The 19,471-nt window shown below is 36.6% G+C and carries 19 protein-coding genes; 6 read left to right on the top strand and 13 right to left on the bottom strand.

Annotated features, from left to right (window positions below):
• Positions 1 to 35: 35 nt before the first annotated feature.
• The 3 genes from BMX49_RS01855 to BMX49_RS01845 all read left to right on the top strand — a co-directional run bounded on the left by BMX49_RS01855 (position 36) and on the right by BMX49_RS01845 (position 3,226).
• Positions 36 to 734, top strand: a complete 699-nt coding sequence (locus tag BMX49_RS01855; RefSeq protein ID WP_034718094.1) for a Dph6-related ATP pyrophosphatase — start codon at positions 36 to 38, stop codon at positions 732 to 734.
• 93 nt (positions 735 to 827) lie between these two features.
• Positions 828 to 1,388 carry a DUF4256 domain-containing protein gene (locus BMX49_RS01850; protein ID WP_034718093.1) on the top strand — a complete coding sequence of 187 codons (561 nt, stop codon included), beginning with the start codon at positions 828 to 830 and terminating at the stop codon, positions 1,386 to 1,388.
• Positions 1,389 to 1,849: 461 nt separating this feature from the next.
• Positions 1,850 to 3,226: a trimethylamine monooxygenase gene (locus BMX49_RS01845; protein WP_034721063.1), complete on the top strand. Its 1,377-nt coding sequence runs from the start codon at positions 1,850 to 1,852 to the stop codon at positions 3,224 to 3,226.
• A gap of 109 nt (positions 3,227 to 3,335) precedes the next feature.
• On the opposite strand, the gene cls is transcribed toward BMX49_RS01845, so the two are convergent.
• From cls to BMX49_RS01810, 7 genes are read right to left on the bottom strand one after another with little or no spacing between them, the layout of a single operon-like run.
• The gene (gene cls, locus BMX49_RS01840; RefSeq protein ID WP_034718092.1) at positions 3,336 to 4,784 is read right to left on the bottom strand and encodes a cardiolipin synthase; all 1,449 of its coding nucleotides are present in this window, start codon (positions 4,782 to 4,784) and stop codon (positions 3,336 to 3,338) included.
• A gap of 10 nt (positions 4,785 to 4,794) precedes the next feature.
• Positions 4,795 to 5,538 carry a LytR/AlgR family response regulator transcription factor gene (locus BMX49_RS01835; protein ID WP_081864345.1) on the bottom strand — a complete coding sequence of 248 codons (744 nt, stop codon included), beginning with the start codon at positions 5,536 to 5,538 and terminating at the stop codon, positions 4,795 to 4,797.
• A 9-nt stretch (positions 5,539 to 5,547) separates the two neighbouring features.
• The gene (locus BMX49_RS01830) at positions 5,548 to 6,108 is read right to left on the bottom strand and encodes a methyltransferase family protein (RefSeq protein WP_246005101.1); all 561 of its coding nucleotides are present in this window, start codon (positions 6,106 to 6,108) and stop codon (positions 5,548 to 5,550) included.
• A gap of 1 nt (position 6,109) precedes the next feature.
• Complete coding sequence (locus BMX49_RS01825; RefSeq protein WP_034718090.1) at positions 6,110 to 6,400, bottom strand: 2TM domain-containing protein; 291 nt, start codon at positions 6,398 to 6,400, stop codon at positions 6,110 to 6,112.
• A gap of 5 nt (positions 6,401 to 6,405) precedes the next feature.
• Positions 6,406 to 6,702, bottom strand: a complete 297-nt coding sequence (locus tag BMX49_RS01820) for a 2TM domain-containing protein (RefSeq protein ID WP_081864344.1) — start codon at positions 6,700 to 6,702, stop codon at positions 6,406 to 6,408.
• 4 nt (positions 6,703 to 6,706) lie between these two features.
• On the bottom strand, positions 6,707 to 7,000 hold the full coding sequence (locus BMX49_RS01815; protein ID WP_034718087.1) for a 2TM domain-containing protein: 294 nt from the start codon (positions 6,998 to 7,000) through the stop codon (positions 6,707 to 6,709).
• 2 nt (positions 7,001 to 7,002) lie between these two features.
• A complete protein-coding gene (locus tag BMX49_RS01810; protein WP_034718086.1) occupies positions 7,003 to 8,319 on the bottom strand; it encodes a 2TM domain-containing protein in 1,317 nt (438 codons plus the stop codon).
• A 160-nt stretch (positions 8,320 to 8,479) separates the two neighbouring features.
• On the opposite strand from BMX49_RS01810, the gene BMX49_RS14650 reads away from it, so the two are divergent.
• Positions 8,480 to 8,977, top strand: a complete 498-nt coding sequence (locus BMX49_RS14650; RefSeq protein ID WP_034718084.1) for a hypothetical protein — start codon at positions 8,480 to 8,482, stop codon at positions 8,975 to 8,977.
• 93 nt (positions 8,978 to 9,070) lie between these two features.
• On the opposite strand, the gene BMX49_RS01800 is transcribed toward BMX49_RS14650, so the two are convergent.
• Both BMX49_RS01800 and BMX49_RS01795 read right to left on the bottom strand, forming a co-directional pair.
• Complete coding sequence (locus BMX49_RS01800) at positions 9,071 to 11,191, bottom strand: carboxy terminal-processing peptidase (RefSeq protein ID WP_034718081.1); 2,121 nt, start codon at positions 11,189 to 11,191, stop codon at positions 9,071 to 9,073.
• Between the two features lie 157 nt (positions 11,192 to 11,348).
• Positions 11,349 to 13,628 (bottom strand): DUF5686 family protein, encoded by a 2,280-nt coding sequence (locus tag BMX49_RS01795; RefSeq protein WP_126337178.1) that lies wholly within the window; start codon positions 13,626 to 13,628, stop codon positions 11,349 to 11,351.
• Between the two features lie 218 nt (positions 13,629 to 13,846).
• Between BMX49_RS01795 and surE the strand changes: the two genes are divergently transcribed.
• Together surE and BMX49_RS01785 are read left to right on the top strand one after the other, a co-directional pair.
• Positions 13,847 to 14,611, top strand: a complete 765-nt coding sequence (surE, locus tag BMX49_RS01790) for a 5'/3'-nucleotidase SurE (protein WP_034718079.1) — start codon at positions 13,847 to 13,849, stop codon at positions 14,609 to 14,611.
• A gap of 48 nt (positions 14,612 to 14,659) precedes the next feature.
• The gene (locus BMX49_RS01785) at positions 14,660 to 15,697 is read left to right on the top strand and encodes a GMP reductase (RefSeq protein ID WP_034718077.1); all 1,038 of its coding nucleotides are present in this window, start codon (positions 14,660 to 14,662) and stop codon (positions 15,695 to 15,697) included.
• A gap of 5 nt (positions 15,698 to 15,702) precedes the next feature.
• On the opposite strand, the gene BMX49_RS01780 is transcribed toward BMX49_RS01785, so the two are convergent.
• From BMX49_RS01780 to fabG, 4 genes are all read right to left on the bottom strand, one after another.
• Positions 15,703 to 16,365, bottom strand: coding sequence for an aspartate/glutamate racemase family protein (locus tag BMX49_RS01780; protein ID WP_034718075.1), 663 nt, complete (start codon positions 16,363 to 16,365; stop codon positions 15,703 to 15,705).
• Positions 16,362 to 17,315, bottom strand: coding sequence for an L-histidine N(alpha)-methyltransferase (locus BMX49_RS01775; protein ID WP_034718073.1), 954 nt, complete (start codon positions 17,313 to 17,315; stop codon positions 16,362 to 16,364). The genes BMX49_RS01780 and BMX49_RS01775 overlap by 4 nt, the downstream gene beginning before the upstream one ends.
• Positions 17,312 to 18,463: an ergothioneine biosynthesis protein EgtB gene (gene egtB, locus BMX49_RS01770; RefSeq protein WP_034718071.1), complete on the bottom strand. Its 1,152-nt coding sequence runs from the start codon at positions 18,461 to 18,463 to the stop codon at positions 17,312 to 17,314. Before egtB ends, BMX49_RS01775 begins: the two co-directional genes overlap by 4 nt.
• A 258-nt stretch (positions 18,464 to 18,721) precedes the next feature.
• Positions 18,722 to 19,465 carry a 3-oxoacyl-[acyl-carrier-protein] reductase gene (gene fabG / locus BMX49_RS01765; RefSeq protein ID WP_034718069.1) on the bottom strand — a complete coding sequence of 248 codons (744 nt, stop codon included), beginning with the start codon at positions 19,463 to 19,465 and terminating at the stop codon, positions 18,722 to 18,724.
• Positions 19,466 to 19,471: the final 6 nt, after the last annotated feature.

Raw genomic sequence — 19,471 nt, 5'->3', positions numbered from 1 at the left:
AGAGGAACCGGAAATCTTGCAAATTCAAATGTTCAATGAAAAAAGCAGTATTCAACTGGAGTGGCGGAAAAGATTCTGCTTTAGCACTTCAAAAAGTTTTGGAAGAAAAAGAATTTGAGGTCATTGCCTTATTGACCACCATGAGAGAAGAAACCTCAAAATCATCGATGCATGAGATTCCACTTCAAATTTTAGAAAGACAGGCAGAAAGTATTGGCATCCCTTTATACGCGGTCACATCTTCTACAATGTTGAAAAATTACGAGGAGAAAATGGCTGAAGCGGTTCAGCATTTTAAAGAACAAGGTGTAATTCATTTTATCTTTGGCGACATCTTTTTATCAGACGTAAAGGCTTATCGGGAAAGCAAGCTTCAGCCTTTGGGAATTGCAGTTGTAGAACCGCTTTGGGAAAAAACATCTCAGGAAGTTATCGAGGATTTTTTAAGCTCAGGAATCAAATCAAAAATCATTGTTACTCAGGCGGATATTTTAGATGAGACTTTTATTGGAAAAGATCTGGATGCTGATCTGATCAACTCGTTTCCAAAGAACATTGATGTTTGCGGAGAAAACGGCGAGTATCACACTTTATCTTATGCCGGCGGTTTGTTTAAGAAAGAAATAAAGTTTTCAATTTCGGAAACCATCAAAACCTCATTTGATTTTACTTTAGATACGGGAGAAAAAAAGATTTTTCAATATTGGCAGGCGGAACTGACGATTCAAAAATAGTTTGCGCCTTCCTTTATTTTGTAATTTAGTTCTATTAAAAAAGACCATTTTTTAAGGCTAAACACTTTTCTTGAAATCCCTAATTCTTTAAAAATGAAAAATACAGAACTATCCAGAGAAAGAACGCAAGAGCTTCTCACCATCTTAGAGAAACGTTTTGTAAATAATACGGAACGTCTTGCGGATTTAAAATGGGAAGATGTTCAAAAAAAACTGGAAGAAAATCCGAAAAAACTTTGGTCGCTCAACGAAATGGAAGAAACCGATGGCGAACCAGACGTGATTGGCTACGACGAAAGTACGAACGAATTTCTGTTTTGTGATTGTGCGGCAGAAAGTCCGAAAGCGCGTCGCAGCCTTTCTTATGATCACGAAGCTTTGGAAGCCAGGAAAGAAAATAAACCGAAAGACAGCGCCGTCCATAAAGCCAGCGAAATGGGAACGACCTTATTGGATGAAAGTCAATATCGAGACCTTCAAAAATTAGGAAACTTCGACACCAAAACCTCCAGCTGGTTGCTGACACCACCTGAAATTAGAACATTGGGTGGCGCGATATTCGGCGACCGTCGCTTCAATCATGTGTTTGTTTATCACAATGGTGCAGAATCTTATTACGGCGGAAGGGGATTTCGTAGCTTGCTCAAAGTATAATTGGCCAGCAATGTTGATTTCTATAAACGCGAGTCATCCACAGAGAACTTCAACCATAACAAGATCCTGTTTCTGCTGAACTTCTAATCTTTTTCACCACTTTTTATTTTCTTGAAAAGTCAACGCACAAAAAAATCTATAATATATTAACTTCTCACATTTTTAAATTAAAATCAAAAATTGTGGCATTTTTTTATCAATCTAATATTTATTAAATTGCTTTTTCTGCCAAAATTAGGAATGTCACAAAAAATTCCTTATATTGTCTTTCTTGCTTACCTATAAAAATTCCATTAGAAATTATAAAAACAATTATTTTGTTGTTGATTTCTAACTAGAGTATTGCACTCTTTCGGCTGCGTTATGCAGAAATTTTTACAAGCGATTATTAACTTTTAGAACTCTTTTTAGAAAGTGTTCCAATTCAATTTTAAAAAAATCATATGAGTAACAAAAATATTTTGAAAAACAAACGCGTTGGTATTATTGGTGCTGGGCCAAGTGGTCTTGCGCAAATTCGTGCTTTTGAAGCTTTAAAAGATCAAGGTTTTGCCATGCCCGAAATTATTTGCTTTGAAAAGCAGGATAACTGGGGCGGAATGTGGAACTACTCGTGGCGAACTGGCGTTGGAAAATACGGAGAACCATTGCATGGCAGTATGTATAAATACTTGTGGTCCAATGGTCCGAAAGAATGTTTAGAATTCTCTGACTATTCATTTGACGAACATTTTAAGAAACCGATTTCTTCTTATCCGCCACGTCCCGTCCTATTCGATTATATTCAAGGACGTATTAAAAAAAGTAATGCCCGCGAGTATATTCGTTTCGATACCACCGTTCGTTGGACAAGTTTCGATGAGGAAACGAAAAAGTTCACCGTGATTCTTGACGATTTAAAAATTGACAAAACGTATTCAGAAGAGTTTGATTATTTGGTGGTTGCCTCAGGACATTTCTCAACTCCAAACATGCCTTACTTTAAAGGAATTGAAAACTTCCCTGGAACAGTTATGCACGCGCATGATTTTAGAGGGGCGGATCAATTTAAGGACCGAAACATTTTGTTAATCGGAAGCAGTTATTCGGCAGAAGACATTGGCGTTCAATGTTATAAACATGGTGCACAATCAGTGACTTTAAGTTACAGAAGCAATCCGATTGGGATCGAGTGGCCAGAAGGAATTAAGGAACTTCCTTTGGTGACGCACTTTGAAGACGATATCGCCTACTTTAAAGATGGAACCACGGAGAAATTCGATGCCGTGATTATGTGTACAGGTTACCAACATAAGTTTCCGTTTTTACCAGATGAAATGCGTCTGAAAACGAAGAACAATTTATATCCCGATAACCTTTATAAAGGGATATTCTTTAACGAATTGCCACAGTTGATTTATTTAGGAATGCAGGATCAATATTATACTTTCAATATGTTCGATACGCAAGCTTGGGTGGCGCGCGATTATATGATGGATCGTTTGCAACTGCCAACACCAGCGGAAAGACGACTTGATATCGATCAGTGGTTAGAAAAAAATGAGCAGGCAGAAACGGGTGACGAGCATGTTGATTTTCAAACCGCCTATATTAAAGACTTACTCGCGACGTCTGATTATCCGCATTTCAATGTTGATCAGGTTGCCGTGATGTTTAAAGAATGGCTGAAAGATAAAGAGGAATGCATCCTGACTTATCGTGATAAAACCTATCAAAGTGTAGTCACTGGCACCATGGCTGCCGTACATCACACCGAATGGATGGACGAACTGAACGACACCAAGGAACGTTATCTTTATGAAGTAAATGAAGAACCGTTAGTAGCCGAACGAATTTAAAAATCGTTACCATATATTTAAAATAAAACACCTTTCAGAATATCTGAAAGGTGTTTTGCTTTGTAAACTATTTAAACAAAATAAATCTTTAATTTAAACTGCATTAATCCTATAGCATCGGCGAAATCAACCGTACAATTTTTTCGATCAGCTGAATGTGTTTCGGCCGATTGAGCCAGGCATTGATTTCAATCTGTTCAGCATCTTGAAGATCTAAATAGAAATTATCGGTAAGTTCGTTCGCAATTCCTTCATCGTATACAACGGCATTAACCTCAAAGTTCAAATCAAAACTCCGGTAATCTAAGTTAGCAGTTCCCACCATGGCCATACAGCGGTCAGCGACCAAAGTTTTGGCATGAACAAATCCTTTCTGATACAAATAAATTTTAACACCTGCTTTCAAAAGCTCGGTATAGTAAGACTTCGCTGCAGAATTTACGAGAAATGAATCTGAAATTCCCGGAACCAAAAGCTTCACATCAACGCCCGAAAGTGAAGCCATTTTCATTGCATCGATAATCGTTTCACCAGGAATAAAGTAAGGGGAAGTCAAAAATATTTCTTTCTTCGCCAACTGTATCGACTTGACAATGGCATAATAAATCGACGGCCGATCAGAATCTGGACCGCTGGAAACGATTTGAACATTTTTGGTCTGCGTTTCCACAAACTCAGGCTTCGGAAAATAATTTTCGTTTATAGTTAACTTTTCATCTGAACAGTAATTCCAGTCACCAATGAAAATATGCTGCAGAATCGCCGTAGCGTCGCCTTCCAATTTTAAATGCGTGTCGCGCCAATACAATTCATTTCCGACAGAAGCATTGCTATACTTATCACTGATATTAATGCCGCCCACAAAGGAAATTCGACCATCGATGACGATAATTTTTCGGTGATTCCGATAATTGAGTCTGCTGGCCAATTTTATCAGTTTTATCTTATAAAAAGGAAAAGCTTTCACCCCGTTTTCCCTTAATCTTTTAGCTAAAGTTTTCCGGATTGACGCGCTGCCGAAATCATCGTAAATAAAACGAACCTCGATTCCAGCTTTCGCTTTTTCGATCATAATCTGTTCAATCGCCCGACCGATTTCATCATCTTCGTAAATATAATACTCAATATGAATATGATGCTTTGCCTGACGCAAGGCTTCTAAAACTTCTGGGAATTTCGTTTCTCCATTAATTAAAAGTTTTGCCGAATTGTTGGTGGTTAAAGGACTTCGGTCGGTTTCATAAATCATTTTCATTAAGCCTGAAAATTGGTCATCATCAGAAATTCCTTCCAGATTTTTTAGATTGTAAGAATGCAACTTATCAAGCACCAACTCTTCCTGCTTTTGATCCTGAATAATTTTCTTGCTGTATAATTTATTTTTCCGATAGTTAATCCCGAACGAAAAATAAATGAAAACACCGATGACCGGCAAGAAAATCACCAGGAGCAAATACGCCAGGGTTTTGGTTACACTTTGGGTATCGTAAATAATTCGAAGCATGACTCCAATGATGAAGATCACATAAATGATTTCGATAATTAAAATCCAGTTCATAATCGTTGTATTAATTAGAAAGCCAATCTTTGAAATCCTTTACCCGATCCCGACTTACCGTAATTTCTTCTTCCGGCTGAAACCGCATTTCAACTTTGTAATAAGGCGAGGTATGAATATTATGAATAAAATTAGAATTAATAATAAACTGCCGGTTTACGCGGAAAAACTTTTTGTCATCGAGAACTTCCTGTAGCTCATCTAAAGTAAAATCGGTCGGGTAATTTCTTTCTTGCGTTTGCAAATAGACGATTTTATTTTCACTATAAAAACAGGAAACCTCATCGGTTTGCACAATCTTTAAATTGTAACCGATCTTTACTAAAATCCGAGAGAGCTTCTGTTTCTCTTCTTTAATTAAAGATTTGATTTCTAGTGAATTACTGGACAGTTCAGAAGGTAGGAAACTTTTGTATTTTGTGATTGCTTTTTCCAGATCTTCTTCCATAATTGGTTTCAGCAGATAGTCAATCGAATTCAATTTAAAAGCCTTTAAAGTATATTGATCAAAAGCAGTCGTGTAGATCATAAAGCTTTTAGTCGGCACTTTTTCGAATATATCAAAAGACAATCCATCCCCTAAAACGATATCAGAAAATATCAAATCTGGATGCGGATTATTTTCAAAAAAATTAATGCCTTCTTCCACAGAATGCAAGGCGCCAACAAGCTCTAAGTCAGGGAACAAGCTTATTAATCGTTCTAGTTTGCGCGCGGCTGGTTTTTCATCTTCAATGATGAGGGTTTTTATCATCTTTTAAAATTAATAAATAAATGGGATAAGTCTTTTAGTTTTCTTCATATAATCCGTGTAATCATTGCCAAACTGGTCTGTTAATGCTTGTTCCTCAATTTTAATTCGGTAGAGGAACATTAGAAATACGGGAACGAAAATAATTATTGCGGAAACATAATTGTTTAAGATAATCGCTAAGCCAAGAAAAGAAAGCAATGAAAATGAATAGGAAGGATGTCTCACATATTGATAAGCTCCATCGGTTTTTAATTGATGATCTTTTTTTATCGTCACATCTACGGTGAAATATCTCCCTAAACTATTGATGACAATCAACCGCAATATCACTCCAAAAAACAGAAAAGCCAAACCGATTATCTGAATTATTTGACTTTGATAAAGAGGATAAAACGAAACTTTAGAAACATAGATTCCGAAAAAGATACTGAAACCAATGACCAACCAAAGACGCGCAAGCGACTTTTTATCTTTACCTTTTGTATCGGCACTTCCAGATCTCATTTTTAAGACGAGATAGATTTCGGAAATTCCCCACAGAACCAGGATGATATTGGTGGCGGCATTCATGCTACTTATTTTTAGTCATTAATTCGCGTATTTTCTTTTCCTCCCAATTGCTGCCCAAGAAAAAATTTGGAAAGAAGGTGTTGAGACCTTGCAGTAGCAAGAAGAATCCCCAGACCCCGATTGTGAAAAACTCATTGACTTCCACGCTTTGATTACCAATTAGTTTAAAAGGAACAAGTCCTGAATTGATGGTGATGAATAGTAGAATATGTAAGAAGAAGGCCTTTCTTTTCTTCACTTTCCGTTTTGCTTCCAGATAGCGAAGGTCATTTTGTCCAGTTTGATTTTCCATGATTGTTATTTGTTTTTATCCATTAACTCTTTAATTTTTTTCGCTTCCCAATTGCTTCCCAGAATAAAAGTTGGTAGGAAAACACTGAGACCATGACCCAGCAGACCGACACCCCAAAATATAGCAGTCCAATAATTATCTAAATCAGCATAATCGTAATTAGTTTTCAGCTTTAAGTTCTGAGAGATGATAAAGATATTAACAACCGTATAAATCAGAATATGCGTGTAAAAACTTTTCAATCTTTTAACCCTTTTTTTGGCTTCCGCATATCTGATGTCGTTTTCGGTGATGTTTTCCATGATCTTATTTATTTTTATCCATTAATTGTCGAATCTTGCGAGCTTCCCATTCTTTCCCTAAAATAAAGTTGGGCAGAAAAACGCTCAAGCCGTGGGCAAGCAATCCAACTCCCCAAAAGAAGGCTGTGTAGTAATTATCTACCGAGCCAAACTTCTCTCCTTCAATCGCATGTCTGGTGATAATCAAGCCGATGTTTACCAGCAAATAAATCAGTAAATGAATGTAGAAACCTTTAACCTCGACTACCCGTTTTTTGGCTTGCTGATATTTGAAATCATCTTTGTTTAAAGTATCCATGGTTAATTATTATATTTTTCTTTATCTAAAATCTTCTGAATCTGGTTTTCTTCCCAATTACCACTGACGCCAAATGTTTTAAAGGCATGTGAGCCTAAGCCAATTCCCCAGCCTAACATCGGCCAAAAGAACCAATAATATTCGGGCGAGGTCCGTAGATTAATAAAAATTAAAAAAGGAATTACGAGACAATAAGAGATAAGATTGCTGTAGAATCCTTTGAGTTCTTTCACTCTTTTTGAGGCTTTCTCATAAGCCATCGATTCGTTGGAAGGTTGTGTATTCATCGCGGAAGTTTTTTGAGTTAAGATGGGAATTTTCACTTTAAAAAAAGAAGAAGATTTCTCAATGAAAACATTTTGTTTAGTTAGTAGAGAATAGCGTTGAACGATATTGGATAAACCGATGCCAGCGCTTTCTTTTACCTGCTCTCTTTGCTGCAAATTATTTTCAATAAGCAAGTTTCCATTTTCAGAATAGATTTTAATATGCAGAGGTTTTCCTGACGTGGCGAAATTGTGTTTGATGCAGTTTTCTAAAAGCAACTGTAAAGCTAGCGGGACAACATATGATCTCAAATCATTTTCGTTTACCTGAAATTCAAAACTCACACTGTCTTCAAAGCGGGTTTTCAATAAATCACAATAGGTTTTCGCAAAACTCAGTTCTTCTTCTACGGTCACTAATTCTTTGTCTTTCTGCTCCAGAACATAGCGGTAAATCTTCGACATCGAAGCCGTGAATCTTTGTGCCTGAGCTGGATTTTCATCAATTAAAGAACTTAAGACATTTAAAGAATTGAATAAAAAATGCGGATCTAATTGATTCTTTAAACTCTCAAATTGAGCGTTGGCCGATTTCGCAATTAACTTCTGTTGAACGACTTCCTGTTTGGTAGAACTTTTCCAAGCGTCTATAAAACCTTTTGCATGCAGTATGGCAGAAATCAGCAGCGCAATGTTAATGGTGATCCAGTTCGAAAAGCCCATTGAGCCGGAAAAAAAATTCGCAGGATCTCGCTTTTGAAACCAAATATAATTCGCGTAATTACAAGCCAGAACCAAAACAACATTAATTAAGATTGTAGATATCACGCCCAAAATTGTCCGCTTTCTGGTTTCTTCTACCCACGAATATTTAGACGATAAGTAATCATTCACTAACCCATTCCCAATCGCAATCGTGAAACTGTACATTCCAGCGATTAACATATTCAGCAGATACATCTGAAAGGTTTTTACAGGTACGAAAAATATGAAAATCGCATTTCCTATAAAAAACGTAATCCAGGCGATAATGATTAAACTCTTTCTGTTCATGATTTAATTATTGGTACAAATGTAAACTCGATTAAAGGTAAATAAAATAATTATTGCTTGAATGGTCAATTTTAAAGACTGAATGGTAAAAATTATATATTTTTACGCAAGTAAAAAGTGTAGACGCGCTCTACGAAAGAAATTTTAACAATATTATTTTATGAAGAAAACAGTTGGCTATTTATTAATTGTAATAGCAGTAACGATTTTTGGTTTTCGTGTTTCAAAAGGAATCGAATTTAAACAGAATGTTTCTGGTTACTTGAAAAGGGCTTCTAACGCCAACACCATCGATCTGGCAGAAGAAGAATTGACGAGATCTCTTCAATATTTAGAAGGAAAAAAAATGACCACAGGCTACACTTCTGTTTTGTATAAAACGCCAGACGAGGATGTAGATTTCTGGTATCGGAATTTAAAGGCAAGTCAACATGAACTCCAAACTTTAACTTCATCAAGTGCCCTGGAAAAAACAAATGTGTTGATGAAACTTCGCGAGACCTTACAGGATACTCCGAAAGGAATATCTGCATTTCCGAATAATAAGTTGTGGACCGTATTAATGTTTTTTTCTGTGATTGGCTGTTTTATTGGCGTTATCATATTGACGGTAGAATATGAAAACGAGCAGCAGAAAAAGAATAAGAAAGTTGAGTAAGGTTTACGTTTCGGAAAAATATATAGCAGCACTTCAAACAAAACAACCATCAATAACTATTGATGGTTGTTTTTATTTTATGTTTTAAAGTAGTTACTTCATTTCTGCAATAACGTTAACCGCTTCCTGAAGGTATAAATCCCGTTGAAGATTCTTAGTCCAGTTCTCCGTTTTCTTAGCAAATGCTTCATCTTTTTTCTCACGAACTGCTTCGTCTGGATTGACTGTAAATTTCAAACCGTTGTTGAATTTAGAAAGTGTTTTAAACTTCTTGATTTGCGATTTTCTGGTTTGCATTACTTCATTGAATTTTGCTTGATTCAAAGAAATCGTTTCTTCCTTATCCAATTTTTCTTTCCATTGCGCAGATTCTTGCATCAACTGATACGTTTTATTGTCTTTCAAACGTGCTTCAATCCCTTTCTGCAAAGCAGTAACCGAAAAGTAGTTGGTCGCTTGATAATCTACAGCTGGAATTTTATCCCAAGCCAATGCAAAATCATCATAGCGTTCGCCAATTTCTGCAAAGGTGTAGAAATCTTTCATTTGAATATCCGACTGAATACCTTTTCTCTGCGTTGATTCTCCTGTAATTCTATAGAACTTCTGAATCGTCAGTTTCAAAGATCCGAAGTCATCAGTCGAATTTAAAAATCTATTTAAATCTACAAATGTTTGTACCGTACCTTTTCCGAAAGACTGTGGCGAACCGAGCACCACGCCTCTACCGTAATCCTGAATGGCGCCTGCTAAAATCTCCGATGCTGAAGCAGAAAGTTCATTTTGCATGATCACCAATGGACCAGTCCATAACGGAGTGCTGGATTTATTTCTAAGGGTTTGAATTTTCCCGTTACCATCTTTAACTTGAACATAAGCGCCCGCGTTCATAAACAAGCCCATGATATCGCCAACTTCCGTTAAACTTCCTCCACCATTATTTCTAAGGTCAAGCACGATTCCTTCTACATTTTGTGCTTTTAATTTAACGATTTCATTCTTAATGTCATCAGAAGCATTTCTTCCTTTCACATCTTCGAAATCTGCATTAAAACTTGGTAAGCTGATAAATCCATATTTCTTACCATCTGCAGAGTTGATCACAATACTGCGCGCGAAAGTATCTTCAATCGAAACTTCTTCACGAGTCATAATTACTTCCTTAATGGATTTGTCTTCTTTCTCAACGGTCAAAACAACCTTGGTTCCTTCTTTTCCACGAATCAATCGCACCGCTTCATCTACCAACATTCCGACTACATTTACGGCTTCATCTTTCGGGGTAGATCTAACTTTTAATATTTTATCACCTTTCGCAAGTTGCTTCGATTTCCACGCTGGCGCGCCAATCGTTAATTCACCTAAGTAAAGGTTTCCTTTTTTCTCTTGTATAATTGCCCCAATTCCTATGATCTTTCCTTTGAATTGCGTATCAAAATCCTCTTTGTTTTTCGGCGAATAATAGTTCGTGTGTGGATCGAAAACTGCGGTGTATGAGTTCATATAAACCGTGAACCAATCCATCTTATTTCTTTTCTTGAATCTTCTGAAAGTATCGGTCACCAAATCTTTCACTTCAGCAGTCGCTTTAACTCTTTTTGCTTCCGGAGTTAAAATGTCCAACTTAATGGTGTCTTTCAAATTGAATTTCTGAACAGAATCTTTCTTCTCTTTTTGAATTTCCTCTTTCGCCGTCATAGATTCCATTTCCTGCAGAATATTATACTTGATGTATTTTTTCCATTCTGCGGCCAGTTCTTTCTGGTTTACTGGATTATCTTTTTTCTTGGGTTCCAGCAAAAGCGTCTCCTCTTCATCTAAATTGATGGGTTTGCTCAAAATATCCTGCGTTATTTTATCTATTTCATCAACTCTTTGATACAAACGATCGATGGTTAATTTATAGAATTTCAAATCACCTTGGTTTAAGTAATCATCTAACTTCGTTTTGTGCTGCGCAAATTCGGCCATATCTGATTGTAGGAAATACCGTTTCGAGTTATCAACCATTTCGAAATACTGCTTATAAACTTCTTGTGAATAAGCATCATTAATAGGTTTTGGCGAATAGTGCAAATAGCTGAGCGTGTTTTTTACGCTGATCATAATGGTCGACATTTTCTCGTCGTCATTTTTCGGGGTGTTAAAGCAAAACACTAAACTCGTGAGCGGAATGAAAAGCAGTAAGGTATTGAATTTAAAATTTTTGAACATAGAGTTGTAAATAGTATATGTAATGTGTTGAAGATTATCCTTATTCGTTACAGGATTTTTCAAAGTATCAAAATTAGTACCTTAATTAGAATAAAATCAGATTTTCGAAAAGTTTTATTCGGATACAAAAAGTTGCACTGAAAAAGGTAAGGATATTTTAAAAATAAGCCTGCAGCCCAAACTTAATTCCGAATTTTCTGGCTGCTGGATTTTCAAGATAATTTCCTCGCCAGTTAAAATCAATTCTCAGAATTCTTACGTTTCCAAAGCCGATGTTTTCAATCCCGAATCCGTATTCGTAATACGGTTTATTGGGTGCTTTTAAAATTAAATTAGAAGAGTTGATTAAAACAGAGCTTTGATTTAAAGTTCCCACCGCCGTTCTATAGAAAGCGACTTCTCTTAATTTCAATTTTTTAATTAAAGGAATGTAAGAAAAGATTTTGCCATTAAAATGATGTTCTGCCTGAAAAGTAAAATATTGATCTGCCACGAATTCATAATAATCGAGCAGCGCAAAAGTATTAGGCATTAAATTATAAGCTTGATTTCCCGGAATAATATTTTGCAAAGCGAGCGGAACGGCATTGAAGTTCTTACCAGCTTCCACATTCAAAACAAGTCGCCCGAAACTGCTTAATAGAATCGGTTGATAATAATAAAACTGAAGCTTGCTATACTTGAAATCAGATTCGAAAACGCCTTCTAATCCTTGCGTATATTTCAACATAATCGTTGGCGCCAAAGTACTGTGCTCATAACGATCGACGCCATATCTCGAAAATTTCGCGCCTGGTCTTGCGGTTAAACTGAAAGCCAGTTTAGAATCACTGACGACAGATTTTAGTTGATTATTTTTAAAAAAGTCTAAGGAGAATTTTTCCGGATTCGCAGATTTTATGGTTTGATAAGTGGCGTCTAATCTCACCGTGAAATTTTTAAAAGGATCAATCGCTGCAAACGCACTGGTTTGATTTACGGAACTTAAATAGAAATTATCGCCAGCGCTTAAAACGCCGGAAGAAGCAAAAGACCTCGTCATAATTCCCTCATCGGCGGTCAACTGCGAGCCTAGCTGCATTACATCTCTTCTGGTTCCAACTCCAAGCGTAAAGCGATTATCCCGATTGAACATATTCCTAAATTCAGCACCATATTTCACTTGTTGATCTCTAAATCCATAAGCAGTATAGAAGGCAGCGCGCCATAAATCGTTTGAAGAAAAGTAAGTTCTTGCACCGAGTCTCAAGCGAAAACCTTCTACTTCATTGTAACCCACGATTGAATAAATATCGCCCAGGCTGATGCTTTTGTTGATGTTGTAATAGCCACTGGCAATGGTTTCATAAGCTTTCATGGCAGTTTTAAATTTGGGCACATTTTGCAATTCTCCCATCATTTCATAAACGTTCTTTTCCGTTTTAGAAAGCTTCTCTTTTCTATTATCAATCCAGAACTGATCGTCTTTCTGAAAATCATCATCGGTTATCGATGAAATTTTATTGTCAAACAAATCATCATTTAAATTCTGATTAAACAGGTAATCGGAAAAAACCGTAGTTTTCTTTGCTAGAAGACTTTTTGATTTTTCAGCTTTTCCAAAAACCGACAATTGTATTTCCTGATAATTTCTTTTAGGCAGGAAAATAGAATCATTTGGATTGTCATAATCTAATTCATTGTAGAAATTATTAACAAAATTGACGTTAATGTTTTTACTTGATCTAAGGGTTGCCCGCACGACCGCGTAAGTTTCTTTAGCAATATAAATCACGCCGTAAATTGAAAGTACATCTTTTCTTTTCGGAGAATATTTTATGCGATAACAATCTGTACCATTGATAAATTCTGTTCCTAAGAGTTGGTAATCATAGGCTGAAAAACCATCTGTGGCGATCGGACTTGTAAACCCAATATTGAAGAAGTTGAGAACATTATCATAAATATCGATGTCTTTATGTAAATTTTTTGCCGTATTTGCCAGCGCGTCGTTATCAGAAAAACCGGAAGATTTATTAGCTAGAATTTCTCTTTTCTCCTTCTTATTAGGAATGTTTTTACCGAAATTTTTATAAAGGGTTTCGTTAAAGAAAATCGGAAGTACCATTTTATCAGCATTATCCAAAGTGTCTGCATACTTAAAAACAAACTCGAGGTTATTGAAAATTTTCCGTTGGGTGAAAGCAGAATCGATGTTTGCAATATCAATTTCTACTTTTTCATACTCTTCGTATTGATAATCTTGAAACTGAGAAAGACCGTTGCTTTTTTTCCGTTTCCAAACTTCCTGCAAAATATCGTAGGCAGGATTATCTTTCTTTTTCGATTTCTTAAAGGCTTTAATTTTTACTTCATCAATCCCAGTTTCTCGAACCTGAGAAAAATAAAAAGCTGAAGTCAATATCAATGATAGAAACAAAAATCTGAAATATGTCATAAATAATTATCCTGAGAAACGGTTTGAATTTTAATCATCAAACAACTTGCAAAAGTATGATAAAAATTCAGGTTGTTAGTTAAGCAACAACTTAATATGAGGAAAAGTAGTATTCGATGCTCTGTTTCTCCGCAAATCTTAAATAATCATTAAACTTTTGAAGAATACGCCTAATGTCTTTTTAAAGAATTATTTTTGTCTAAAATCATTTTAAATTCATGAAAAAACCCTTAATATTAGTCACCAACGACGACGGAATCACGGCTCCCGGAATTAGAAATCTTGTCAACTTTATGAACGAAATCGGCGACGTAATCGTTGTTGCTCCCAATTCGCCTCAGTCTGGAAAAGGCCACGCGATTACGATTGACTCTACTTTAACCTTCGAAGAAATTGGCTTGGATGGTCCCCAAAAAGATTACTCGCTCAGCGGAACTCCAGTTGACTGCGTGAAATTTGCCTTAAATAAAATTTTGCCTAGAAAACCAGATTTAGTCGTTTCCGGAATTAATCACGGCGCCAACTCTTCAATTAATGTTATTTATTCTGGAACCATGAGTGCTGCTGTAGAAGCGGGCGTAGAGGGTTTACAGGCGATTGGTTTTTCCTTACTCGATTTCTCTTGGGATGCTGATTTTTCGCAAGCCAAAGAATATATTCAAACCATTGTGAAAAAAGTCTTGGCAAATCCAATACCTAAAGGAACGGTGCTGAATGTTAATATTCCCAATCTTAAAAAAGAAGAAATTAAAGGAGTGAAAGTTTGCCGACAAGCCAATGCAAAATGGGAGGAAAATTTCGATGAAAGAATCAATCCACACGGCAAAAAATATTATTGGTTGACCGGTTATTTCAATAATATGGACGATGGCCACGATGCTGATGAAACGGCTCTGGCTGATGGTTACATCTCTATTGTCCCGGTTAAATTCGATTTAACTGCGCACGAACATCTTCAGCAGTTAAGAGAAACTCTGGAATAAGTGAATGGCTTTTTAAATCTTTTTCTACTTTAATTTAAAATATAAAAAATGCGCATCGAAACCGAACTTAAATTAGGATTTAAAGACGTCATGATCCGTCCGAAACGCTCCACTTTAAAATCACGCTCACAAGTCAGTTTAGAAAGAAATTTTACCTTCCGAAATTCACAGAAAGAATGGACAGGTGTTCCAATTATTGCCGCGAATATGGATACGGTCGGAACTTTTGAAATGGCAGAAGCGCTTTCAAAACATCAAATAATTACGGCTATTCATAAACATTATACCATTGAAGAATGGTCAGGTTTTCTTAAAGATCAACCAGACTCTATTTACAATTACATTGCGTTAAGTACCGGAATTGGTAAAGAAGATGAAGGTAAAATTCAGAAAATTGTAGAAGCGCATCCGAAAATTAATTTTCTATGCATCGATGTTGCCAACGGTTATTCTGAACATTTCGTAGGATTCGTAAGAAAGATGCGTAAGATTTTCCCTGATAAAACCATCATCGCCGGAAATGTGGTAACTGGAGAAATGGTGGAAGAACTAATCTTATCGGGAGCTGATATTGTAAAAGTCGGAATTGGTCCCGGCTCCGTTTGTACAACGAGAATAAAAACGGGTGTCGGTTATCCGCAACTTTCTGCAATTATCGAATGTGCTGATGCGGCGCACGGACTTGGCGGACACATAATCTCTGATGGCGGTTGCAAAATTCCGGGAGATGTCGCGAAAGCATTTGGTGGCGGCGCCGACTTCGTGATGTTGGGCGGAATGTTTGCGGGTCATGATGAAAGTGGTGGAGAAATTGTAGAAGAAAACGGTGAAAAATTCAGACTTTTTTACGGAATGAGTTCCCAAACGGCGATGGATAAACATTCAGGTGGCGTGGCAGAATATCGTTCTTCTGAAGGAAAGACGGTAAAAGTTCCTTACAAGGGAGCAGTTGCAGTGACCGTGAAAGATATTCTGGGCGGCGTTCGGTCAACTTGCACTTATGTCGGAGCTTCACAATTGCGGGAGCTTTCGAAAAGAACAACTTTTATTAGAGTATTGGAACAGGAAAATCAGGTTTTCCACTAGAAATTTTAGCGCAGAAATTCTTCTATTTGTAGGTCTGCCATATCAATACAAGAAGAATCATTTTTTAAAGAAAATAAAGAAAGCTCGGTACATGAAATGATGACCGCGCTTTTTGATGAATATTTTCTAATCAATTGTTGAAACTTTAAAGTTTCCTCAGAAGAAGATTTTTGGGAGTAAACTGATTTCCTAAAGTGGTCAATCCAGTCTTGATCTTCCTTGCTGGGCAAATACATTTTAATATTCTTTTCAGAAAACTTATGGTGCAAATATTCTGAGTTCATCGTATACTTCGTCCCAAATAGGCAAACTTCTGAAATTTTATTTTCTGCCAAATATTTTAACGTTAAAAAAACAGGATGACAAATATCAAATTGAAAACTAACTTGATCTATGCTTTCGTGCAATGTTATATTAGGAACTAATAATTTAGAAATTCCAAGTTCTTTTATCTGATGAAAGAAATATTCAAGTTTGGGAATTAGAATAGAAAAATTATTTGGCAAAAAAGGGTTTATTTCTTGAAAGTCAACTTGGTATAGGATAAATGGACACGTAGAGTATAAATCATTTTTTCGCTGATATCTTTCTTGAATTTCATTTAAATAGTAGAGCGTTGATGCTTTACCTAAACCTAAAATTCCTTTAATGGGTAATTTTTCACTCATGTTTTTATAAGAATATAGTCCGCGAAATAATTTTTCCGATCTAGTAATTTAGTCGAGATTTCCAAGTCGGAGGTAGCGATCAGCCTCTGTAAAATTTCATCATTATACTTGCGCGAGATTTCCGTGTGGATGCTTTCATTTTCAGCAAATTCGAAAAATTTCTCCAAGTCTTTGATATAAACAGTTTGTTTCTTTTTAGATCTCAAAAAACTTTTTGCAATACCTTCTTCTTCTGTATATTCTGGTTGATGTTCAAAACTTGAAATGTCGAAATCCGCACCGAGTTCATTATTAATTCTTTTTAAAAGATTTAAATTAAAGTCTCTTGTAATTCCGGCGGCATCGCTGTAAGCTGGAAGGACGATATCTTGTGACTTTATTAAATCTAAGCCCAACAATAATTTTTCACCAGGCTTCATATTGATTGCGATCTTATTTAAGAAATTGGCAGCTGTTTCATCTGCCATATTGCCAAGATTAGAACCGATAAAGAGAATGACTTTGGGTTTATCTGAAATAAAAAGTTCATCGAGGACATAAAAATAATCGCCCTGTTTTCCTTCAATTTCTAATGTCGGAAATAAATCTGTCATCCGTTCGGTAATTTGGTGAAGGCTATTATTCGAAATATCAACAGGAATAAATTTGAATTTGAAATCCTCGTCTATCAAACGCTTTAAAAGATGTTGTGTCTTTTCCCCATCTCCTGCTCCGAGCTCAATTAATTCAAATCCTTGACTTTTATCGAGGCCAAAGGATCCAATAATGGAGTCGGTCTGCTCCTTAAAAATTTCTAATTCAGAATTGGTCAGATAATATTCAGGCATTTCCATAATTTGGCGGAATAGCTCATCGCCGTTTTTATCATAAAAATAATGTGAAGAAAGATATTTGGGATATTGACTGAGACCGTCATTCACGTCCTTTAAAAAAGTATTGTTTTTCGTCATTTTGCTAATCTTATTCCGGTTACTTGCCATCTGTGTTTAGGATGGAAAAAGTTTCTGTAGGTTTTTCGCTCGTGTCCTTTTGGAGTTGCCGTGGAGGCGCCGCGCAAAACCATTTGGCTCACCATAAATTTGCCATTATACTCACCGACCGCACCTTCAGCAATTTGAAAATTGGGATAAGGAAGGTAAGCCGAGTAAGTCCATTCCCATCTTTTCCCCCAATTTAATTGATCTGCCGCAGCTTCCCATTCGAATTCAGTCGGCAATCTTAAACCTTTCCAGCATGCAAAAGCTTGTGCTTCGTAGAAAGAAATATGGGTTAAAATATCATCATGTTCGATGGGTTTTAAACCTTCCAGAGTAAAGGAATGCCAATCGCCATCTATTTTTGTCCAATAAAGTGGTGATTTGATTTGATTTTCATTGACCCAATTCCAACCTTCATCCAGCCAGAATTTAAAATTATCGTATCCGCCAACTTCCATAAATTCTAAGAAGTCGGCGTTGGTGACCAAAAATTTAGAAATCTCAAAATCATGCAGAAAAACTTTGTGCCTCCCTTTTTCGTTATCAAAATGAAATCCTTCACCCTCAAACCCAATTTTGTAAATTCCTTCACTTATTTGCAACCAACCGTCTTCCTCGTTATTTTGCGCGGTAAGATTGAAGTTTTCTTTATAAACTGGATGTATTGGATTATAGGAGAAAGTGTGTTTTAAATCGGTGATAAGTAGTTCCTGATGTTGCTGTTCATGGTTGACTCCCAAAATAATTAGTTCTTCCAACTCAGGACTTATAGCATTTTGCAATAAACGCTTGATATGAGCATCTACATATTTACGGTATTCGTAAACTTCTGCAACGGTTGGTCTGGTGATGGTGCCACGCTCCGTTCGGATCGCTCTTTCGCCTATCGTCTGATAATAACTATTGAATAAAAATGAAAAGTGTGGATTGAAAATTTTATAGTCGGTAACGAATTTCTTGAGCACCATTTCTTCAAAAAACCAAGTTGAATGACTGAGATGCCATTTTGGTGGACTGGCAAAATCTACAGGTTGTGGAAGGTAGTCCTCAATGTGAAGTGGCTCGCAGAGTGCAACAGATTGCGCTCTTGTGTTTTGAAATAGTTGCAATAATTCACTCATAACAATTAGGATCAATTATAAGTTTAGAAGAATACAAATAATATTCCGCAATTGAAAAATTATCAACTATTCTGTGCAAATTAGTAAGAAATCTTACTAACAATTGGTTGGTAAAATTGTTAGTAAGATGAAATGATTTTTGTTGTAGCCGCGATTGGAGCGGTATCCTTTTACGATCGCGATAGCGATTGCAAAAGATATAGTGGAAAGCGGGACCGCTTTTGAGGATAGATATAAATCTTTTTGCTCCTTAAGAATCTAAGTCAACATTCCGCCATCAACATTCAGCACTTGACCGCTGATGTAAGTTGACATGTCGCTGGCCAAGAACACACAGGCATTGGCCACATCTTCCGGCTGACCGCCTCGTTTTAGAGGAATTGCGTCCCTCCAACCTTGAACTGTTTTCTCGTCTAAAGCTGCAGTCATTTCGGTCTCAATAAATCCTGGAGCGATGGCATTGCACCGAATGTTTCGGGAACCTAACTCAAGCGCGATTGATTTCGAGAAACCAATGACACCCGCTTTCGATGCCGCATAATTCGCCTGACCTGCATTTCCTTTGATTCCGACAACGGAAGTCATATTGATAATTGAGCCTGATCTTGCTTTCATCATAGGTTTAATTACCGCTTTAGTCAAGTTAAATACAGAGTTTAAATTAACATTAATGATGGTATCCCAATCTTCTTTGGACATTCTGAGCATTAAATTATCTTTGGTAATTCCAGCGTTATTAATAAGAATATCAATTTTACCGAAGTCCGCGATAACATCTGCTGCTAATTTCTGGGCCGCCTCATAATCTGAAGCGTCGGATTGATATGATTTCACTTTCGTAATTTTTCCTAATTCTTCCTCTAAGGCTTTAGCTTTATCCACAGAACCTGCGTAAGTGAAGGCAACGTGTGCTCCTTCTTTGGCGAAAACCTCCGCAATTCCCTTTCCGATTCCCCGTGTTGCACCGGTAATTAAAGCAACTTTTCCTTCTAATAATCCCATAGTATA

This window comes from Kaistella antarctica (assembly GCF_900109615.1).
GTDB lineage: Bacteria > Bacteroidota > Bacteroidia > Flavobacteriales > Weeksellaceae > Kaistella > Kaistella antarctica.
The sequence above is the reverse complement of the archived record's forward strand: the minus strand, read 5'-3'. Positions and strand labels throughout refer to the sequence as shown.